We start from the raw sequence: 20,196 nt of genomic DNA on the forward strand, positions 1-20,196 counted from the left end.
GGTCAAGCTACGCGCGAACCGCAGGCATCGCCGATCAGGCAACGCGCGAGCAATCGCAGGAAAGCAGCACGAATGCGGCCGAATCACGCACGAGATCGCGTAAAATTCAGGCTTCTCTGCTTGCCTTTCATCGCCCGACATGCCCGCGGAACAACCGCCCAAGAAGGAAGAAGGCGTCGCCGTCATCGACCGCGCGTGCGCCATCCTGTTCGCCTTCCGTCCCGAAGACGGCCCGCAGAACGCGGCGCTCACGCTCGCCGAACTCGCGGCGCGCACGGGGCTCTACAAGAGCACGCTGCTGCGCCTCGCCGGCGCGCTCATTCAGCATCGCCTGCTGCTGCGGCTCGAAGACGGCCGCTATCAGCTCGGACCGGCCACGTTCGGACTCGGCGCGCTTTATCAGCGCAGTCTGAATCTCGGCGACATCCTGCTGCCGCTGATGCGCGAACTCATGGAAAAAAGTGGGGAGAGCGTGTCGTTCTATGTGCGCGACAACGCGGTGCGCGTGTGTCTGCATCGCGTGGATTCGATGCATGTCGTGCGCCATCACGTGCGCGAGGGCGACGTGCTGCCGCTCGAAACCGGTTCGGGCGGACGCGCGCTGCTCGCCTTCGGTCATGAACCGGGCGAGGCGTTCGAGCAGATTCGGCGCGACTTCTATTGCATGTCGATCGGCGAGCGCGATCGTGAGACGTCGGGCGTGTCGATGCCCGTGTTCGGCGTGCAGAATGCGCTGCGCGGCGTGATCACGCTCGCGGGACCGAGTTCGCGCATTGACCGCGCGTTCGTGGAAACGAATCTAGATGCGCTGTTCGATTGCGCCGTGCGCGCCACCGACGCATTCGGCGGCGACTCGCGTGCGCTGCGCGCGGCCCGTCAAGCGCACGCGCAGGGCGTGTAAACGCGCGATTAACAGCGCAAAACCGCGTTCAAATGCGGAAAGCTCAGCCCTCGCGCGGCTGCGCGCCATCCGGCAGATGACGCTCCGGCGCGCCGGTGTACGCATAGTCGATCTGACGCGGCATCGGCCCCTTGTTGCGCTCGCCGCGTCCGCGCTGCTCCCACGCATGCGCCAGAATCCCCACCGCGCGCGAGAGGATGAACACGCCGCGCGCGAGTTCAGGCGCGAAGCCCAGTTCCGCGTAAATCACCGCGGTCACGCCATCGATATTCATCGGCACGGGCTTGTTTTTTCGGCGCTTGAGCAGCGCTTCAACGCCGCGCGCGATCAGCGCGTAACGACCGTGGATCGCGCCCGATTCCACGCGCGCATCGACGAGTTCGAGCAGCCGTCCGGCGCGCGGATCGACCGGATGAAAGCGGTGCCCGAAGCCCGGCAGATACTTGCCATTTTCCGCGACGAAGGCATCGACGCCTGCTTCGACGGCTTCGTCGAGCGCGGCGCCCGCATCGAGCCGCGCCGCAATCGACGCATAGAGTTCCACTGCCTGCTGACCCGCGCCGCCGTGCACATCGTCGAGCGCGTTGATGGCGGACGCCATCGCGCCGTTGAGCGGCAGGCCGCAACTCGTGGCCATGCGCGAGATCGCAATCGACGGCGCATGCGGACCGTGATCCACCGAGGCCACGAGCGCCGCTTCGAGCAGCGACGCTTCATCGTCGCTGGGCAGCTCGCCGCGCAGCATCAGCCAGATCATCTGCGGAAAACTCACGCGGCCGATCAGCTCCTGAATCGGAAAACCGCGCACGGCGATCGAGCCGGGATGAATGTCGATGATCGAGGTGCGCCAGTAATCGGCGCAGAGGGCGGCGAGGTCGGTGTTCGTCGTGCTCATGTTCAGATGACTCCTTCGGCGCGCAGGGCGTCGATGTGCGCGGCGTCGTAGCCGAGTTGTGCAAGGGTTTCGCGTGTGTGCGCGCCGAGTGCGGGCGCGGGCGCGGCAGGGGCGGCGTCGCCGTCCGAAAGACGCAGGCCCGCGCGCGTCACGCGCTGCGCCGCCTCGCCGTTCGCGGGTGCGAATTCGCGCACGAATTGCCGCTCGGCCAGATGCGGATGTGCGAGGATCTGCGGCACCGACAGCACGCGGCCGACCGGCACGCCTTGCGCGAGCAGCCGCGCTTCCCAGTTTGCGGCGCTGTCGGCGGCGAGCGCGGCTTCGATTTCGGCCTTCAATTCGGTGCGATGCTGTTTGCGCAGATGGCGCGCGGCGAAGCGCGCATCGCCCGACAGTTCGGGGCGGCCGATCACCGCGCACAGGCTCTCGAACTGACGCGTTTCGTTGGCCGCGATGTTGAGCAGACCGTCGCCGGTCGCGAACGTGCCCGAGGGCGCGGCGGTGAAGTTTTCGTTGCCCATCGGCACCGGCTCCACGCCCGCGTTCAGATAGTTCGACACGACCCAGCCCATGGTCGCGAGCGTCGCTTCGAGCATCGACACGTCGAGGCGGCGTCCGCGCCCGCTCGTGCGCGCATCGACGAGCGCCGCGCAAATGCCGAACGCCGCCGTCAGGCCGCCGACCGTATCGGAGACCGGATAGCCCACGCGCAACGGCGCGCTTTCGGCGTCGCCCGTCACGCTCATCACGCCGGCCATGCCCTGAATGATCTGGTCGTAGGCGGGGCGGGGCGACAGTTCGCCGGAATCGCCGAAACCGGAAATCGCACAATAGACCAGACGCGGATTGACTTCGGATAGCTGATCGAATCCCAAACCGAGACGATCCATCACGCCGGGACGGAAATTTTCGACGAGTACGTCGGTATCGCGCACGAGATCGAGCAGGATCGCCTTGCCGCGCGGGTCCTTGAGATTGAGCGTGATCGAGCGCTTGCCCGCATTCACGGCGACGAAGGACGCGCCCATGTTGCGCGCGGCGGCGTCTTTGTCGGCGCCTAGACGGCGCGCGAGATCGCCGCCTTCGGGATGCTCGACCTTGGTGACGTCGGCGCCGAACAGCGCGAGCTGATACGCGCAGAACGGCCCGGCCAGCACGTTGGAAAGATCGAGAACGCGGATTCCTGCTAAAGGCAACATCGTGATTCCAGCCTCTGGTTCAGTTCAATGGGAAATATCGTCGAGCGAGCGGTTGTTGGTGCGCGGGCCGAACAGACCGATCGCCGCCATCACCGCGACCATCGCGCCCGTGATCAGGGCGAAGACGCCCGGCACGCCGAAATGGCGCAGCGCGAACGCGATCATGAAGCCCGAGAACATCGCGGACAGCCGCGACATCGAATAGACGAAACCGACCGCCGTGGCGCGCATGCGCGTGGGAAACAGTTCGACCTGGTAGGCGTGATAGCCGACCGAGAGCAGCGTGCCGCCGAGCGTGATGAGCACGCCGAGCACCATCAGCATGACGGGCGAAGTCTGCGTGGCGAACAGCGAACCGAAGACGGCGATGGCGAGCGCGGAGAGCACGATGAGCGTCTTGCGTTCGATGCGGTCGGCGATGGCCATGCCGATCAGCGGGCCGAATGGATTCGACGCCGCGATCACGAACGCGTAGAGCAGGCTGTGCGTGATCGTCACGCCCTTGGAGACGAGCAGCGTCGGCACCCACGAGGCGAAGCCGTAGAAGCCGATCGCCTGAAACAGATTGAAGACGAGCAACGTGATCGTGCGGCGGCGATACGGCGGCTGCCAGATCTCGCTGAAGCGCGCCTTGCGCAGCGGCGCGGCGCTCGCGCTTTCCGTCGCAAGCGACGGCGCGGGCAGCAGGCGGCCCGTCTGCGCCTCGATCTTCGCTTCGAGTTTCGCGAGCACGCGCGCCGCTTCTTCGTGGCGTCCGCGTTGCGCGAGCCAGCGCGCGCTTTCGGGCACGTTGCGGCGGATCGCCCAGGCGATCAGCGCGCCGGCCGCGCCGAACATCACGACCCAGCGCCAGCCGTCGAAACCGAGCGGCGCGCGCGGCACGAACCACCACGCGAGCAGCGCGACCGTCGGCACCGCCGTGTACTGCACGAGATGCACGAAGGCGAACGCGCGTCCGCGCATGTGCTTGGGCACCAGCTCGCTCACGTAGGTGTCGATGGTGACCAGTTCGATACCCACGCCGATCCCCGCGATCAGCCGCCACAGGTTGATCGCGGGCGCGGACGTCTGCAGCGCCATCACGCAGGTGGCCGCCGAATACCAGAGCAGCGACGCCGTGAACATCGTGCGGCGGCCATAGCGGTCGGCGAGTCCGGTGAAACAGAACGTGCCGATGAACAGCCCGGCGAACGAGGCCGCCACGAACGCGCCCAGCCCCGAGAAGCCGAAGAACGAAGCGGTCGTGGTCGAGTAAAGGCCGCTCTTGACGAGCCCCGGACCGACGTAGGCTGTGAAGAACAGGTCGTAGAACTCGAACCATCCGCCTGTCGCGATCAGCAGGACGAGCGTCCAGACCGCGCGCGCGGCCGGCAGGCGGTCGATGCGCGCGTTGATCTGCGCCGCGCTCGCGGGCGGGACGGATTCCCGGAGCGACTCGTGCGTCGCGCCGACCGGCAAACTGGACATGGCGGGCTCCTCCTGAGCTCGGGACACGGACATCGGGCTGTCTCGTTCTTGACGTTCTATCTGATAGAACGACGTTCTAAAAATGGATGAGCCGCATGATACCCCGCGTCCGGACCTCGACTGACCAGGGCTTTTACTGAGCGAACGCAAACGGGAAACCGGCGCGCAGGGCGAGGGCGGCGCATTGGGGGGACGAAGAAACGTTGCGCTGGTAAGCTCGTCGATACGAGACGCGAGGCACGCAAGGCACGAAGAGGCTTGCGACATCGCCTGCAACGGCCCAGCGTTTCGCCGACCCAGGACGTCAGTCGCTGCGCGCGCAACGACTTGCACCGGCGGTCGAATCCGGCGAACTTTCAGTCAGGAGACGATGTGAACAAGAGAGTCTTCCCTGGAGTCATCGCGCGAGCGGCGCCTGCTTCGCTCGCGTTGTCGATCTCGATTGCACTCGCCGGCGGCCTCGCGCTCGCCGGCTGCGCCCATCAGGACAACGGCGGCGAACACGTGCCGGCGCAATCGAACGTCCCTTCACCGCTCGTCGATCTGGGCACGAGCGAGACCGGCGGCAGCGACACGCCCGCCATCGACGAACAGGCCACCGACGCGCTCGACGCCATGGGCGCGTATCTGCGCACGCTGCGCACCTTCCAGGTGGACGCCGACACGGTCACCGACGTCGTGCTCGACAACGGCCAGAACGCCGCGCTGCTGCGCCATACGGTGCTCAAGGTGAAGCGGCCCGACCGCATGCGCGCCGACATCACCGGTAACGGCAACGTGCGCGGCATGGTCTACGACGGCCATCGCTTCACGATCTTCAACGAGAAAAAAGGCTACTACGCGCGCCGCGACGCGCCGCCGACGCTCGACGAACTCGTGCGCGATCTGGCCGTGACGTGGCATGTCGAAACGCCGCTCGCCGACCTGTTCTACTGGGGCGCCGACAAAACCGACGATCTCGCGATCAGCTCGGCGCAGTCGCTCGGCACGGAGAAAGTCGATACGCGCATCTGCACGCATTACGCCTACCGGCAGCCGGGCGCCGATTGGGAGCTGTGGATCGAAGCAGGGCGGCGGCAACTGCCGTGCAAGATGATCATCACCGACACCACGCAGCCGTCGCGGCCCCGGCACGAGGTCACTTATCACTGGAAGCTGAATCCGGTTTTCGCGGCGTCGACCTTTGTGTTCCGTCCGCGTCCGGGCGCGCGGCAGATCGAGATGCAGCCCGCGGACCGCCCGCCTTATCAGGAGGCGGAATGATGAACAGACATACGCAACGGGCCATTGCGGCGGGTCTCGCCGTGTCGATGGCGCTGGCCGCGCCGGCGGCGTTCGCGTTCCGCGGAATGGCGCGGACCAGCATTCACCCGATGGGCGGCGGCAATTTTGGCGGCGGCGGGCAGTTTCATGGACGGCCGGGATTCAACGGCGGCGGCGTGCAGCACAACGGCGGTCAGCCGGGTCCGCATCCTAATCCGGGGCCTGGACCGGGGCCCGGTCCACAACCGCATCCGCCGGGGCCGGGTCCCGGGCCGCAGCCTCATCCGCCCGGACCTGGACCTGGACCTGGACCGCATCCGCCCGGGCCGCCACCTCCGCCACCGCCTCCGCCGCCTCCCTATTGGGGCGGTGGCTGGTACGTCGATCCGGTGGCTGCCGCCGTTACCGTGGGCGTGACGGCCGCCGTGGTCGGCTCGATGGTCGCCACGCTGCCGCCGTCGTGCTCCGCCGTCGTGATCGGCGGCACGACTTACGAGCAGTGCGGCGCGACGTGGTATCAGCCGCAATACATCGGCGCGCAGGTGCAGTACGTGGTGGTTTCTCCGCCGCGCTGACGCGCTCCCGATGCGCCCGACAACGGCCGCGCCGCATCTGGCGCGGCCGTTTGTTTTTCACGCGCCGAATCGCTCATAGTGCTTTGATTTAACGGAAATTTTCGACGAAAAGCAGGGCGCCAAGACCGCCGCCAGGTAAAGCCGTGTAATGGCCCCCTCATCGCAAAATGCTTCGACTCACAGGGCCTTAAGCAAGCCTTAAGCAACGGCAATCGAGACTATCGGCCACGTATGAAAAGTGTGCCGATGCGATGAGAGCGATCTATGCCGACCTGAAGCGAGCCCGTATGCGTCCGACCTCGAGTCGCGTCGCGGTGCTTCGGCTGTTCCACGAATTTCCGAATGAGCACATGACCGCCGATCAGGTTTTCCGGCGCGTGCCGCCGGATACGGAGCAATGCAGCCTGGCGAGCGTGTATCGGGCGCTGTCGCAGTTGCTCGAAGCGGGCCTGATCACGAACGCGTGGATCGGCGAGCAGCGCGTCGTCTACGAACTCAATCGCGGCACGCGTCATTCGCATCTGGTCTGCAACGACTGCGGCGAGGTCTCGGATATCGACGATACCGAGCTGGAGTCGCAGCACGAGACGATCGCGGGCGCGCGCGGTTTCCGCTACACGAGCGCGAGTCTGGTGATCTTTGGACGCTGCGCGCACTGTGAGGCGTCGCTGGAATCGAGCGTGCGTCGCTCGAGCGCGATGCACGGCTTGATCCGTCGGCCGTAACGCGTCAAACGATGTGAGAAGGCCGCCCGAGGCGAAAATCGGGCGGCTGGGTAAGGTTGGACGCGGATGGAAGACGTGCGGGAGAGGTTTGAACTACGTCTCTCACGGCAAATTTGTGATTTTACATAACATAAATTATCGACATTTTTCGCGACGTGACCAGACGTGTCGAGCGCCCATTCCTCAGCCTCAATCCTTCGCGTAATGAAACTCCGGCATCGCCTTGAGCGCGGTCTTGTCGGTTTGCAGCACGATCTGCTTGGCGCTGATCTGCAGATCGTTGAACGGCACGGCCACGAGATGTTCGCCCATGCCTAGAAAGCCGCCGACGGACAAAATCGCAAATGCGCCGTCGTTCGGCGATTCGAGCACGATGTCGTCGATCGAGCCGATCTTGCTGCCGTTGTTGTCGTAGACATTCGAGCCGACGAGTTTGGATGCACGAAAGCCCGTGCCGGACTGGACCGTCGCCATGCGCTGGACGGCGATCGATTGCGGCGCGCCCTGGGCATGCACGAGCGTCGCGCTGCCCAGCGCACCGGTGAAAACAGCCGCGTTGGCGATCGCCGCGGCAAGCGAGATGGCGCGTCGGTTCATGGTTTCCTCCTTCTATTGATTGTCGTTAGCGCGGCGCGTGGCGCCGCCTGGCGAGAGCGAGGAACAAAACGCAACTGCCGTGCCCGTGAGATGGGCAAGCAGCACGCGACAAACCGCACGCTATTGAGCGCTAAGCCTGCGACACCCAACGCTCGATCACCGGCCCACTTGTGCCATAAACCGGATCGCTGGCCGGAAACGGCAGCGCCGCCATCGCGCGCAATTCGTCGGACGTGAGCGCGTCGCGTCGGATGTCCCACTGCTGACCGGCGGGATAGCCACCCGCCACCTGAAACGCATCCGTGCGCGACAAAAGACAGTGGCCCGTGCCCGCCGGCAACAGCAGCACGTCGCCGGCCGCGAGGCGCACCGTTCGTCCGCCCGGCCCGCCGAGAATCACTTCCGCCGCGCCCGCGAACACGCCCAGCACCTCGTGCGCCGTCGAATGAAAATGGTGAAAGTCGAACACGCCGTTGCGCCATTGCACGGGCCACGCGTGATGCGCGAAACGCGTTTCGATCTGCTCGACGAGTTTCGGCGCGTCGGCGTCGAACGCGTGTCGGTAGACGATCACCGGCAGTCGGCTGTTATTCGGCACCCAGCCATTCGGCTGCAGGATGAACGCGTCGATGTCGTGCGCCGAGGCGCTCACTTCGCCGCGATGTTCATCGTGCCGATGATGCTGCGCGCGCATGCGCGCCAAACCGCGTGTCAATGGCATGATCACTGGTCCTGTCATGGGTTCTTTCACTCGCCGACAGCCGCCGACGCCCCGCTCGCCGGATGTTTCGACATCGTGTGCGCATGCCGTTGCGGCGCACGATTCGCCGTGCGCGTCGCGCGTGCGCCGCTCGCTGCCACGCCCGGCTCGACGCCCTGCATCGGCGCCGGATACACGCCGTTGACGCCGCTCGCGGGCATCCCCGAGCTGCGTGTGCCGTTCGCGCCATTCGAATTTGAATCGCCCTGCGCGTGCGCCTGCATGCCGCTCAGCATCGACGTCGCGACGATCGCAGCGCATGCCAATCGGGGCAAGGCGCGTGCAATGAGCATGGTGCGGATCTTCATCGGATCGACCTCCTGGTGCGGGTTGCTGCCTCGCATGTCGAGTTCGCAACCCGCGTTCCAGCAGTGCTTTTTGCTTGCGACCGGGCGAGAACCGGACAACCCGGCACGACGCTTGCGTCATCCTTTTATCTCGCGCTTCGCCGGCGTGCACTTCTTTCCACGCCTGCGCTCGACGAATACCCGGAGCCGCCTATGCCGCACGCCTTCCCTGCTCATCCGTATCACGCGCCGTATCACGCGCATCTGCCGACCGAAGAGCCCGGACAGCCCGAAACGCCTCAGCGCAAGCCGCCGCCCGTTCCGGACAGCGACGTGCCGCCGCCTCCGCCGCTCGGCGATCCGCCTTCCGACGCGCCGCCCGAACGCGCAATGGACTAACGCTACGACGATCGCGGACTACGACAACCGCTGCGGCGCGCGCGCACCGTGCGCCGCGTTGCGCACGCTCACGAGTTCGCTGCGCGAGCGCGTGAGCAGATGCAGGATTTCATCGGGATCGGCGGGCTTCGTGATGTGCCAGTCGAAGCCCGCGTCGAGCGTGCGCTTGCGATCCTCGTCCTGCCCCCAGCCGGTGAGCGCCACCACCACCGTGTCCTGCGTATCGGGCAAACTGCGCAGCGCGCGCGCCACTTCGTAACCGCTCAGGCCCGGCATGCCGAGATCGAGCAGCACGGCTTCCGGATGAAACACGAGCGCGAGTTCGAGCGCCGCCGCGCCGGCGTGCGCCACGCGCACCTCGTGGCCCGACAGCGAGAGCAGCAGCGCGAGACTCTCGGCCGCGTCCTTGTTGTCGTCGACGACGAGCACGCGCCGCGCCGCCCTCGCCGGCTGATGCGCGTCGTCCACGACGGCGCGCGAGCGCAGCGTGGGCACCACGATCGGCAGCACGATACGGAATTCGCTGCCGCGCCCCGGCCCGTCGGAGCGCGCGTGTATCGAGCCGCCGTGCAGCCGCACGAGTCCTTTTGAAAGCGCGAGGCCAATGCCGAGTCCGCCTTCGGCGCGCGGCGAACGCGCGTCGATCTGCGAGAACATGGCGAAGAGCCGTTCGTCGGCGTCCGGCGGCAGGCCGATGCCGTCGTCTTTCACGACGAGTTCGATCGTCGCGCCCTCCACCTGAATCGCGAGTTCGACGTGGCCGCCCGGATCGGTGTATTTGCCCGCGTTGTTGAGCAGATTCGAGATCACCTGCGCGAGCCGCAACGCGTCGGCGTCGATCAGCACGTCGGGCAGCGGCGCATGCACGGTGAGCGTGTGCTGTTTGCGTTCGAGCAGCGGCCGCGACGCCTCGACGGCGGTCTTGATCACGCCGCCGAGATTCACCACATCGCGGCGCAAATCGAGCTTGCCGCAAGTCACGCGCGCGAGATCGAGCAGATCGTCGAGCAAGCCCGACATATGCGAGACCTGTCGGCGAATCACATCGGTCGCCCACGCCAGTTGCTCCGGCGTCAGCGACTTCGAATCGAGAATCGCGGCGGCGCTGCGGATCGGCGCCAGCGGATTGCGCAGTTCGTGCGAGAGCGTGGCGAGAAACGCGTCCTTCTGCTGATCGGCCTCCTCCAGTTGCTGACGCACGCGCACCTGCGCCGAGATATCGCGGAAATAGCAGACGAGACCGAATTCGCCGTCCGCGAGCGGCGTGCGATGCACTTCCCATTCGTAGCACTCGACGCGCTCGCGGTCGAGGCGCGGCTCGCTGCGTTCGGGCGTGTGATACGGCGCGCCGGTCGCGAGCGTGTCGCGAAAGATCGCGACGATTTCGTCCGCATAGCGCGGGTGCCAGACGCGCCGCATCAGCGCGCCCACGTCCTGGCCGGTGAGGTCCGCGGCGTCGCCGAAAAACGCCTGCGCGCCCGGATTCGTTTCGCGGATGCGCAGTTCGCGATCGATCAGATAGACGCCGAGCGGCGCTTCGTTCATCAGCGTTTCGAATTGCGCGGTGCGCACGCGGATCGCTTCCTGATCGGCCTTGCGTCCGCTGATGTCGGAGAGCAGCACGGCGGCGCCATGCGCGGCCGGATAGATGCGCACTTCGTACCAGCGTGCGCGCCGCGCGCACCAGGTTTCGAACTGCTGCACCGCGCCCGCTTCGAGCGCCGCCCGCAGCGCTTCGTTGAAGCCGTTGCCGTTCGCCTCGGGGCACACATCGACGATGCGCTGGCCGAGCGCCTGCGGCGCGCTCACGCCGGTCATCTCCAGGAATTGCGGATTGGCGAGCGTGATGCGAGCGTCTTCGTCGAGCATGAAGAACTGGTCCTGAATGCTCGAGAGCGCGAGTTCGAGCAACTGCTCGTTGGCGTGGCGGATCTGCGTGCGTTCGAGCAGCGCGCCCACCCGCGCGGCCAGTTCGCGCGCCGAAAACGGCTTGACGAGATAGTCGTCGGCGCCCGCGTCGAGGCCTTCGATGCGCGCCTCCTCGCCCGCGCGCGCCGAAAGCAGGATCACGGGGACGTCGCGCAGCGCCGGGTCGCGCCGCACTTCGGCCAGCAGGCCGAAGCCGTCGAGGCGCGGCATCATTACGTCGGCGAGGATCAGGTCGGGACGCGTGCGGCGGGCGCGTTCGAGCGCTTCGGCGCCGTCGGCGGCGAGTTCGACCTGCCACGCGCTCGCGAGCAAGGTGCCGACGTAGGCGCGCATGTCGGCGTTATCGTCGACGAGCAGGATGCGCGAGCCGAACGTGAGCGCGAAACGCCGGTCGCGCAGACCCGCCGACCATGCGGGCGCGGCGGCAGCGTCGGCGCGTGCTGGATCGACGCCGTGTTGCGCGCCCTCGCCGTTCGTCTCGCCCGCGCCTGGCGCCAAGGTGCCGAGCCAGCCCGCCGCTTCGGCGGCGAACGCGGCGGCCAGTTGTGCGTCGCCATTGCGCAGGATGTCGATGCCGCGCGGCGCGTCCGGTCCCGGCTCGCGCACGCGTTCGGCCGGCAGATGCGCGCGGCCCAGCGGCACGCGCACGGTGAAGCGCGAACCGCGTCCCGCCTCGCTCGTCGCTTCGATCGTGCCGCCGTGCAGCTTCACGAGTTCCTGGACCAGCGCGAGGCCGATGCCGGAGCCTTCCTGCGTGCGCCCCTGCGTGCCCTCCACGCGATGAAAACGCTCGAACAGTCGCGGCATTTCGTGCGCCGGAATGCCCGTGCCGCTGTCTTCCACCGTGAGCGCCGCGCACTGGCCATCGCGCGCGAGACTCACGCCGATACGGCCCGTGAGCGTGAACTTGAACGCATTCGACAAGAGATTGAGGACGATCTTTTCCCACATCGGCCTGTCAACGTAGACCGATTCGTCGAGCTGACACTGCACGCGGTAGGCGAGTCCGCCGCGCTCGATCGCCGAGCGGAACGTGCTCGCGACGTGCTGCGTGTAGCGCGCGAGATCGGTGGCTTCGTAGCCGACGTCGCTGCGCCCGGCCTCGATGCGCGCGAAATCGAGCAGCGAATTGACGGTCCGCAGCAAGCGATGGCCGTTGCGGCGCGCGAGGCGCAACAGCGCGAGGCGCGCGGGATCGCGGTCGGCGGCGACGAGATCGTCGATCGGCGCGAGCATCAGCATGAGCGGCGTGCGCAGTTCGTGGCTGACGTTCGAGAAAAACGTGGTCTTGGCGCGGTCCAGCGCGGCCAGTTGCTCGACGCGCTCGCGTTCGGTTTCCACGGCGCGCGCGCCTTCGACGATGCTGCTCGCCTGCGATCCGACGAGGCCGATGAAGGCGCGGTAGTCGTCGTCGAAAAGCAGACGCGGACTCACGCCCGCGACGAGAAAACCGAGCGTGGCGTGGCGTGCGCCGTGATCGGTCGCCGCGCCCTGCCCGCCTGGCGCGCCTGGCGCTCGGCGCCGAAGCGGCGAGATCGCCGCGCGGCTCACCGGTTCGGGCCACGCCGATTCGGCGGGTAGCACGCCGTCGAGCGCCGTGGTCTGGAACAGCACGTCGTCGTGCGGCGCTCGCGACGCCTCGGCGAGCGCGGCGGCGAGACTGCCTGGCGCGGCATCGTCGAGATTCAGCCGGATGGGCAATGGCGACGCGCCGACGTGATTGGTGGCCGCGAGGCGCGCGCTGACGCCGTCCGCATCGAGCAGATAGAGCGCGACAAAAGGCAGATCGTGACGGTTGCCGTCGAGCGCGGCGAGCATCTCGGCGCAGGCCTCGGCCACCGACTGCGCGTTGCGCGCCGTCCCCGACAACTGAGCGACGGTGGCGAGCCGCCGCTCGGACAGCACGCGCCGCGTCTCCTCCGTGACCACGCAGAGCATGCCCTGAACGCTGCCGCTGTCGTCGTGAACGGGACCGTATGAAAACGTGTGATAGGTCTCTTCCTTGAAGCCATTGCGTTCGAGAAAGAGCAGCAGGCTTTCGTCCCACGTGGCTTCGCCGGTGGCGAGCACGTGCTCGATGCGCGAACCGGCCTCGGTCCAGACTTCGGCCCAGACTTCGCGCGCGGGCAAACCGATGAACTGCTGCTTCGCGCCGAGCGTCGGACGATAGGCATCGTTGCAGAGAAACGTGAGATCGGGCCCCCAGGCGAGCCACATCGCGTAGCGCGACGCGAGCATCAGCCGGACGACGCTCTGCAGGCTGTGCGGCCACGCCGCGCTGGCGCCCAGCGGCGTCGCGGACCAATCGTAGCGGTGCACGAGTTCGGCCATCGTGGCCATGGTGGCCAGCGTGCCGGCGGCCTGCTGTGCAATATTTGCCGCACTTGCCGGTACGAACTGCGCGTTCGGCTGGAGCGCCGGGCGCACGCCCTCTCTCACGGCCGCGCGGGCGGCCGGAATCGGAGCCTGGGCATCGTCGTTCCGTTCAGACGTCATGGACACTCCCGCGGAAGCGTGTAGGCGCGGTGTGGGCGCCGGTGTGGGCCCATCTCGGCGGCATGCTGGCTTCGTGCGCGCGCGTGCTGGACGTGCTGATCAGTGATGGCGTGGCGCGACGAACGGGCAGCGTTGCGCGGGAAGCGCTTCGCGAGCAATCCGTCAATGAGCAATTTGCGCGCCCGGTGCGCGATTCGTCGCGGCGAACGCCCCGCGCGACGGGCTGTGCGACGGCGGCCCTATTTGTCCGACGAATGCCGACGATCTTGCAAAACGCCCGCGAGCGCGCAGAACTGCGGTTGCGCATAGGCTCGCGCACGCCGACCCGCTACAATCCCGGCTTGCGCGCGGGCGCCGTGGATGAGACACGCGGCATGGACGACCCGCCGCGAAGCCTTTCTTATTCGATTATCCGCATTGCGCCATGGCCCGCATCGAGCTCCACTTCCCCGAAGACCAATACTTTTATTCGACGCATCTCACCGTACGCGTCACCGACATCAACTCGGCGAACCACCTCGCCAACGACTCGATGATCTCGATGATTTCGGAAGCGCGGGCGCGTTTCCTGTTCGACGCCGGCATCGAAGACATGAAGGACGCGCACACGAGCATCATCGTCACCGACCTCGCGACGACCTATCGCGCCGAAGCCTACGCGCGCGACCAGCTCTGCTTCGAAGTCGGCATCATGGACTTCAACAAGTACGGCGGCGACATCATCTTCCGCATCACCCGTCCCACGGACGGCGCACTGATCGCCATGGCGAAGTCGGGCTTCGTGTTCTTCGACTACGAGGCCAAGAAGGTCGTGCCGATGCCGCCCGCCTTCCGCGCGAAATTTCCCGGCGTCAACTCGCTGGTCTGAACGCCGATCTGAGCGCCCGCGCTCAACGCGGCTGGAACGCGATCAGCGCCATGCCCGCAAGCGTGAAGGCGATGCCGGCCCAGTCCCACGGGCTCGGCCGGATCGCTTCCACGCCCCACAGCCACAGAATCGCCACGCACACGTAGACGCCGCCATAGGCCGCATACGTGCGCCCCGCCGCGCTCGGATGCAGCGTGAGCAGCCACGCGAACAGCGCGAGCGACGCCGCGGCCGGCACGAGCCACCAGGCGCTCGCGCCTTCGCGCAGCCAGCGATACGGCAGATAGCAGCCGACGATTTCGGCCAGAGCGGTAACGACGAAAAGCAGAAACGTCTTCATGAGCGGCGTTGAGGGCGCAAAAGGCGCTCATGGTAGCGCAGCGGGCGCAAGACTGGCGGCATGATCCGCGACGACTGAATCAAGCGACTCTTGTTCGATTCGCAAGACTCCATTCCGGCATTGCATATCCATCAACGGATTTTCCCGTTGTTGCGGATTTAAATCGACCCTCGCATCACCAATCATTTAATCGATTTCAATTATTCGAATAATGGCCGAAAATCGCGGCAAAGCGCTGCATTCAACGCTAATTCGCATCCATGCCGATCGCATTGAATCGCAAATAAAAAGCAATTATTTCGCAAGCCGGATTTGAATTTAATGACGAATGGCGAATAATGAAATTTCGCAGTGGTCGTTTTAATAATCAATTATCGATCGCCGAGGAAAACTATCATGCTGATCATGCGAAATGCCATTTACGCCCGTTGCCTCGCTGCCGCTTTGGCGGCCGCTGCCGCCCTGCTGCCCGCTCGCGTGGCGATGGCGCAGGACACGGCCGCCCTGCCGCGCGTCGCCGTGCTCGCGACCGGCGGCACCATCGCGGGCCAGGCCGACACGCGCGCCGCGAACGCCTATAACGCGGGTGCGGTCGGCGCGCAGCAACTCGTGCAGGCGGTGCCCGGCATCGACAAGCTCGCGCGGCTGAGCACCGAGCAGGTCGCGTCCATCGGTTCGCAGGATATGAACGACAAGGTCTGGTTCGCGCTCGCGCGGCGCATCAAGGCGCTGTTCGACCACAACGAAGCCGACGCCGTGGTCATCACGCACGGCACCGACACGCTGGAGGAAACCGCGTTCTTCCTCGACAACGTGCTGCATACCGACAAACCGGTCGTGCTGGTGGGCTCGATGCGGCCGTCCACGGCCACGAGCGCCGACGGCCCGAGCAATCTCTACGAAGCGGTGGAAGTGGCGGCCAGTCCGTCCGCGCGCGGACGCGGCGTGATGGTCGTGCTCAACGACACCATCCAGTCGGCGCGCGGCACGGCCAAGACGAACACCACGAGCGTGCAGACGTTCGTCTCGCCGAACAGCGGCCCGATCGGCTACGTCGATCCGGCGAGCGTGCGCTTTCTCACGCCCGCATTCCAGCCCGACGCGCACAAATACACCCTGCCCTCCGGCGATCAACTGCCGCGCGTCGAGATCGTCTACTCGCACGCGAACATGGATGGCGTGCCGGTCGAGAACGCCATCGCGAGCGGCGCGAAAGGCATCGTGCTCGCGGGCGTCGGCGACGGCAACACGTCGCAGAGCGCACTCGAAGCGCTGCAACGCGCCGCGAAACAGGGCATCGTGGTGGTGCGCTCGACGCGTGTGGGATCGGGCTTCGTGAACCGCAACGTCGAGGTCAACGACGACACCAGCGGCTTCGCCGTTTCGCTCGATCTGAACCCGCAGAAAGCGCGCATACTCACGCAACTGCTGATCGCGAACGGCGTCACCGCGCCCGCGCAGGTGCAGAAGGCGTTTGCCGCGACTTACTGAGCGCGCTCAGTAAGTCGACGCATCAAGGGCGCTCGCCGCGCGCAAGACGCGTCTCGATCTCCGTGACCACGGGCAGCAGATCGGCGACGCTGTCGATCACGTAGTGCGCGCCCGCCGCGCGCAGACGCTCGATCGCCGCCGCGCGGCGCAGCGCGAATTCGTCGGGCGCGAGCGCGTGCACTTCGTCCTCGCTCAGGCCGAACGCGTTGCCGCTCACCGCCACGCCCACGGCCCAGGTGCCGCCGTTGAGACCTTCTTCGATGCCGACTTCGGTGTCGTCGACCTTGATCGCATCGCGCGCGCGCCACACGCCCAGTTGCGGCAGCGTGCGATAGATCATGTACGGCGACGGACGGCCCTCGGGCGTGTCGCCGGTGCAGACGATGCTGTCGGCTTCGAAGCCCTGCTTCGCCGCGCCCGGCACGATCTGGTCGATGATTTCGCGCGTGTAGCCCGTGGTGGAACCGATGCGCACGCCATCGGCGCGCAACTGCTTCGTCACGGCGGCCACGCCCGGAATCACGTCGCTGTATTGCGCAGCGACGGCCACGTTGCGCGGCACGAACACATCGTAGACCGCGTCGATATCGGCGTCGCCCGGCACGTGACCGTAGCGTTCCTTCCACGCCTGCGCGACGCGCGGCAGCGCCATCAGCGCCGCGATATGCGGACGCTTGGCCATGCCCATCGGGCCACGCGCTTCGTCGATCGAAATCGGCACGCCGAATTCCTCGAAGGTTTCGACGAACGCACCCATGGGCGCACGCGAACCGTAGTCGACCACCGTGCCTGCCCAGTCGAAAATCACTGCCTTGACGTGTTGCATAGTCGTGAATCCTGAAGATGCGCAGATCGCTGCGCGGCAAGAAAGAGTGCTTGAAACAAGGACTTCGGCGTTCAGGCCGCAAGCGCCTCGCGGGCATCGAGCGAAGCGTGCGCGGGTGCGCCATCGGGCACGCCGAGCGTGCGCAGCGCCTGACCACACGCGTCGACCACGCGGCGCATCACGTGCTCGTCGAGCGCGCCGATACAGCCGATGCGGAAACTCTCCACGTTCGTCAGCTTGCCCGGATAGATGATGAAACCCTGCGCCTTCATCAGCTCGTAGAAACGCTCGAAACTGAACGACTCATGCGCGGGCGAAAAGAACGTGACGATGATCGGCGAGCGCCACGCTTCGGTCAGCAGCGGCTCGAAACCGAGCGCGCGCATGCCGTCGACCATCACGTCGCGGTTGCGCGTGTAGCGCGCGAGGCGTCCGGGCTGGCCGCCTTCGATTTCGAACAGGCGCAACGCTTCGAGAAACGCGGCGACCGCATGCGTGGGCGGCGTGAAGCGCCATTGGCCCGTGCGGTTCATCACGTCCCACTGGTCGTGCAGATCGAGCGCGAGCGAATGGCTGTTGCCCTTCGCGGCTTGCAGCGCGCTTTTCTTCGCGATCACGAAGCCGAAACCCGGCACGCCCTCGATGCACTTGTTCGCCGACGACACGAACGCTTCGCACGGCAACGTGCGCACGTCGAGCGGCACCGCGCCGAACGCGCTCATCGAATCGATCAGCAGACGGCGGCCGTGGCGCGCGGTGACTTCCGCGATTTCCTCGATCGGATTGAGGATGCCCGAGCTGGTTTCGCAATGGACGACCACGACGTGCGTGATGTCGTCGTGCGCGGCGAGCAGGCGATCGACGTCGGCGGCGCGCGGCGGCAGGTAATCGCCCGTGTCGTGCACCGTGTGGCTGCGGCCCAGATAGCGCAGCGTGGTCGCGATGCGCTTGCCGTACGCGCCGTTGGCGAGCACCAGCGCGTGGCCGTTGCGCGGCACGAAGCTGCCCAGCATCGCTTCCACGCAGTAGCTGCCGCTGCCTTGCAGGGGCACGCAGTCGTAGTCGCCGTTTTCATCGCCGGCGACGGCCAGCAGCGCGGCGCGCAGACGCGCCGTCATCGCGCGAAAATCGGCGTCCCACGAGCCCCAGTCGCGCTGCATCGCGGCTTTGGTCGAGGCGGCTGTGGTCAGCGGGCCGGGCGTCAGCAGGTACGGATCGGCGGGGGTGTTCAAGGCGGTGCTCCAGTCAATCGTCAGCTTGGATGCCGCTACGGTACGCGAATGAAACCCATCGGTAAAATCGATATAATCGATGGCAGTATCAGCCGAACTTATGGATACTCGATGACCGTTTTAAGGCGGTTCGATGAATTTTCGATGATGTGCGCGAAGGAGAATCAGCCATGCAGTACGCGCAGTTGCGGGCCTTTCATGCGGTCGCCGAGCACGGCGGTTTTTCGCGCGCCGCGCAGGCGCTCTCGCTCACGCAGCCGGCGGTGTCCGACCACGTGAAGCGGCTGGAGCAGGATTTCGGCGTGAAGCTGTTCGAGCGCGCGCCGCGCGGCGTCGAGCTGACCGATCTCGGGCGGCGGCTCTACGCGGTCACGCGGCAGATGGTCGGCGGCGAGCGCGCCGCGCGGCGGCTGCTCGAATCGGCGGGCGCGCTGGAATCGGGCGAACTGGCGCTGGTCGCCGACGCGCCCGATCTCGCGATCAAGCTCGTCGGCGCGTTCCGGCGCCGTTATCCGGGCGTGGTGGTGAAGCTCGCCATCGCGAACGCCACGGAATGCATGCGCCGCGTGCTGGCGAGTGAAGTGGACGCGGCGATCACGGCGGCGCATCAGGTGCATAGCCGGCTGGAAACGCGCGTGCTGCGCGAGGAGCCGCTGGTGGCGGTCGTGCCTGCGGACAGTGCGGCGGCGAAGAAGCGCCGCATGACCTACGAGGATCTGATCCGCGAGCCGATGATCTTTCGCGAGGCGCATTCGGTCACGCAGCAGCTGCTCGAAGCGGAACTGGTGCGCAAGGGATTGCAGGTGCATCCCGTGCTGTATGTGGACGGCCGCGAGGCGTTGCAGACCGCTATCGCGCAGGGACTGGGCGCGGGCGTCATTGCGGGCGCGGAGTTCGGCGAGTCGCGGCGCATCCGCGCGATCGCGCTGGTCGACTGTCAGGTGCGGATGGTCGAGTCGCTGACGCGGCTCGCGGATTCGTCGTCGAATCTGCTCGATGCGCTGTTCGACACGCCGCTCGATTGAGCGGCGCGGGATGAGTGCGGTGTGGGTGTTCGGTTGGCGCTACGCCACCACGATATCGGCGCCGACTTCGTGCAGCAGGTCGCGCAAGGTTTCCGCCTGATCCATGCGCGCGCCGTGCCGTAAATGGATGCGCAGCGCGCGGCCCTCGATGCCGTCGATCGGACGCACGAGCCGCAGCTCCAGTGCGAGACCGAGACCGTCGGGCGCATCGGCCTCGACGGGTTCGACGACGCGGGGCGAGAAACAGGCAGATTCGGACATGGCGTGGACCTCGTCGGTGAAAGGCACGGCTCATCGTAACCATGCGATTGCGCCGCGCCAAACGAGAAATCCGCGTATGCAAATGAGCGCGCGGCGGGAGACGTTTGCTGCGCGCGCGCTTTGCGCCGTGGATCGCGGCGCGGGTGAAATCACGCCGTCGTCGGGCTAACGCAGGTGCTCGACGCCGCGACCGGCGCGTATGACAAACAAGTGGCACACTGAACGGATTGTTCCGCCCAGTGTGTGGACGGGATCGGCCAGTGCGCCGATCGACAGGAACAGTTTATGGAACGCCCTTTCACCGATCGCCGCGAAGCGGGCCGCCTGCTCGCGGCGCAACTCGCGTCTTATGCCGGACGCCGCGACGTCGTCGCGCTGGCGCTGCCGCGCGGCGGCGTGCCGGTCGCCTTCGAGGTCGCGCAGGCGCTGGGCGTGCCGCTCGACGTGCTGCCCGTGAGCAAGCTCGGCACGCCGTGGCAACCTGAACTCGCGATGGGCGCGCTCTCCTCGAACGGCGCGCAATACGTGAACGACGCGCTGATCCGCGAAGCCGGCGTGAGCGAGGCGCAATTGCAGAGCGCGCTGGCGCTCGCGCGTATCGAACTCGGGCGACGCGAGGCGCGTTATCGCGGCGAACGCGCGGCGATCCCGGTCGCGGGG

At 66.6% G+C, this 20,196-nt stretch carries 19 protein-coding genes and 1 pseudogene; 9 read left to right on the forward strand and 11 right to left on the reverse strand.

All coding sequences use genetic code 11. The annotated features are described in order from the left end of the window. Positions 1-139 precede the first annotated feature (139 nt). The gene (locus tag G3N97_RS15310; RefSeq protein WP_205994011.1) at positions 140-901 is read left to right on the forward strand and encodes an IclR family transcriptional regulator; all 762 of its coding nucleotides are present in this window, start codon (positions 140-142) and stop codon (positions 899-901) included. A gap of 43 nt (positions 902-944) precedes the next feature. Here the strand turns inward: G3N97_RS15310 and G3N97_RS15315 are convergent, their stop codons facing one another. Genes G3N97_RS15315 through G3N97_RS15325 form a run of 3 tightly spaced genes read right to left on the reverse strand, consistent with a single transcriptional unit; the run spans position 945 to position 4,462 of the window. Beyond that, positions 945-1,796 (reverse strand): citryl-CoA lyase, encoded by an 852-nt coding sequence (locus G3N97_RS15315; protein WP_205994012.1) that lies wholly within the window; start codon positions 1,794-1,796, stop codon positions 945-947. A gap of 2 nt (positions 1,797-1,798) precedes the next feature. Continuing rightward, entirely contained in the window at positions 1,799-2,995 is a 1,197-nt protein-coding gene (locus G3N97_RS15320; protein WP_205994013.1) for a CoA transferase, read from the reverse strand. Between the two features lie 24 nt (positions 2,996-3,019). Next, positions 3,020-4,462 (reverse strand): MFS transporter, encoded by a 1,443-nt coding sequence (locus G3N97_RS15325; protein WP_205994014.1) that lies wholly within the window; start codon positions 4,460-4,462, stop codon positions 3,020-3,022. A gap of 372 nt (positions 4,463-4,834) precedes the next feature. On the opposite strand from G3N97_RS15325, the gene G3N97_RS15330 reads away from it, so the two are divergent. The 3 genes from G3N97_RS15330 to G3N97_RS15340 all read left to right on the forward strand — a co-directional run bounded on the left by G3N97_RS15330 (position 4,835) and on the right by G3N97_RS15340 (position 7,025). Further along, entirely contained in the window at positions 4,835-5,725 is an 891-nt protein-coding gene (locus G3N97_RS15330) for a DUF2092 domain-containing protein (RefSeq protein ID WP_205994015.1), read from the forward strand. 389 nt (positions 5,726-6,114) lie between these two features. Further along, the gene (locus G3N97_RS15335) at positions 6,115-6,300 is read left to right on the forward strand and encodes a DUF6515 family protein (RefSeq protein WP_205994016.1); all 186 of its coding nucleotides are present in this window, start codon (positions 6,115-6,117) and stop codon (positions 6,298-6,300) included. Positions 6,301-6,587: 287 nt separating this feature from the next. Next, on the forward strand, positions 6,588-7,025 hold the full coding sequence (locus tag G3N97_RS15340) for a Fur family transcriptional regulator (RefSeq protein WP_241030598.1): 438 nt from the start codon (positions 6,588-6,590) through the stop codon (positions 7,023-7,025). A gap of 189 nt (positions 7,026-7,214) precedes the next feature. Here the strand turns inward: G3N97_RS15340 and G3N97_RS15345 are convergent, their stop codons facing one another. From G3N97_RS15345 to G3N97_RS15355, 3 genes are all read right to left on the reverse strand, one after another. Continuing rightward, positions 7,215-7,622, reverse strand: coding sequence for a PRC-barrel domain-containing protein (locus tag G3N97_RS15345; protein WP_205994018.1), 408 nt, complete (start codon positions 7,620-7,622; stop codon positions 7,215-7,217). Between the two features lie 130 nt (positions 7,623-7,752). Beyond that, a complete protein-coding gene (locus G3N97_RS15350) occupies positions 7,753-8,316 on the reverse strand; it encodes a cupin domain-containing protein (RefSeq protein ID WP_205994025.1) in 564 nt (187 codons plus the stop codon). A gap of 53 nt (positions 8,317-8,369) precedes the next feature. After that, positions 8,370-8,690 carry a hypothetical protein gene (locus tag G3N97_RS15355; protein ID WP_205994019.1) on the reverse strand — a complete coding sequence of 107 codons (321 nt, stop codon included), beginning with the start codon at positions 8,688-8,690 and terminating at the stop codon, positions 8,370-8,372. 192 nt (positions 8,691-8,882) lie between these two features. Between G3N97_RS15355 and G3N97_RS15360 the strand changes: the two genes are divergently transcribed. Then, positions 8,883-9,068, forward strand: a complete 186-nt coding sequence (locus tag G3N97_RS15360) for a hypothetical protein (RefSeq protein WP_205994020.1) — start codon at positions 8,883-8,885, stop codon at positions 9,066-9,068. Positions 9,069-9,086: 18 nt separating this feature from the next. Here G3N97_RS15360 and G3N97_RS15365 read toward each other — a convergent pair whose 3' ends face one another. Further along, on the reverse strand, positions 9,087-13,493 hold the full coding sequence (locus tag G3N97_RS15365) for an ATP-binding protein (protein ID WP_205994021.1): 4,407 nt from the start codon (positions 13,491-13,493) through the stop codon (positions 9,087-9,089). A 424-nt stretch (positions 13,494-13,917) separates the two neighbouring features. On the opposite strand from G3N97_RS15365, the gene G3N97_RS15370 reads away from it, so the two are divergent. Then, on the forward strand, positions 13,918-14,361 hold the full coding sequence (locus G3N97_RS15370) for a thioesterase family protein (protein ID WP_065065507.1): 444 nt from the start codon (positions 13,918-13,920) through the stop codon (positions 14,359-14,361). Between the two features lie 22 nt (positions 14,362-14,383). Here G3N97_RS15370 and G3N97_RS15375 read toward each other — a convergent pair whose 3' ends face one another. Beyond that, positions 14,384-14,701 (reverse strand): YnfA family protein, encoded by a 318-nt coding sequence (locus tag G3N97_RS15375; RefSeq protein WP_027814707.1) that lies wholly within the window; start codon positions 14,699-14,701, stop codon positions 14,384-14,386. Between the two features lie 483 nt (positions 14,702-15,184). On the opposite strand from G3N97_RS15375, the gene G3N97_RS15380 reads away from it, so the two are divergent. Further along, positions 15,185-16,192 carry an asparaginase gene (locus G3N97_RS15380; protein WP_241030603.1) on the forward strand — a complete coding sequence of 336 codons (1,008 nt, stop codon included), beginning with the start codon at positions 15,185-15,187 and terminating at the stop codon, positions 16,190-16,192. Positions 16,193-16,214: 22 nt separating this feature from the next. Here the strand turns inward: G3N97_RS15380 and phnX are convergent, their stop codons facing one another. Continuing rightward, complete coding sequence (gene phnX, locus G3N97_RS15385; RefSeq protein WP_205994023.1) at positions 16,215-17,018, reverse strand: phosphonoacetaldehyde hydrolase; 804 nt, start codon at positions 17,016-17,018, stop codon at positions 16,215-16,217. 71 nt (positions 17,019-17,089) lie between these two features. Continuing rightward, positions 17,090-18,274 (reverse strand): 2-aminoethylphosphonate--pyruvate transaminase, encoded by a 1,185-nt coding sequence (locus G3N97_RS15390; protein ID WP_241030604.1) that lies wholly within the window; start codon positions 18,272-18,274, stop codon positions 17,090-17,092. Positions 18,275-18,420: 146 nt separating this feature from the next. On the opposite strand from G3N97_RS15390, the gene G3N97_RS15395 reads away from it, so the two are divergent. After that, positions 18,421-19,275 carry a LysR substrate-binding domain-containing protein gene (locus G3N97_RS15395; RefSeq protein ID WP_205994024.1) on the forward strand — a complete coding sequence of 285 codons (855 nt, stop codon included), beginning with the start codon at positions 18,421-18,423 and terminating at the stop codon, positions 19,273-19,275. Positions 19,276-19,314: 39 nt separating this feature from the next. Here the strand turns inward: G3N97_RS15395 and G3N97_RS15400 are convergent, their stop codons facing one another. After that, positions 19,315-19,536, reverse strand: a complete 222-nt coding sequence (locus G3N97_RS15400; RefSeq protein ID WP_065065512.1) for a hypothetical protein — start codon at positions 19,534-19,536, stop codon at positions 19,315-19,317. 285 nt (positions 19,537-19,821) lie between these two features. Between G3N97_RS15400 and G3N97_RS15405 the strand changes: the two are divergent. Then, positions 19,822-20,196: pseudogene (locus G3N97_RS15405) on the forward strand (phosphoribosyltransferase family protein); the annotation flags it as partial.

This window comes from Paraburkholderia sp. Ac-20347 (assembly GCF_017104805.1).
Classification (GTDB): domain Bacteria; phylum Pseudomonadota; class Gammaproteobacteria; order Burkholderiales; family Burkholderiaceae; genus Paraburkholderia; species Paraburkholderia tropica.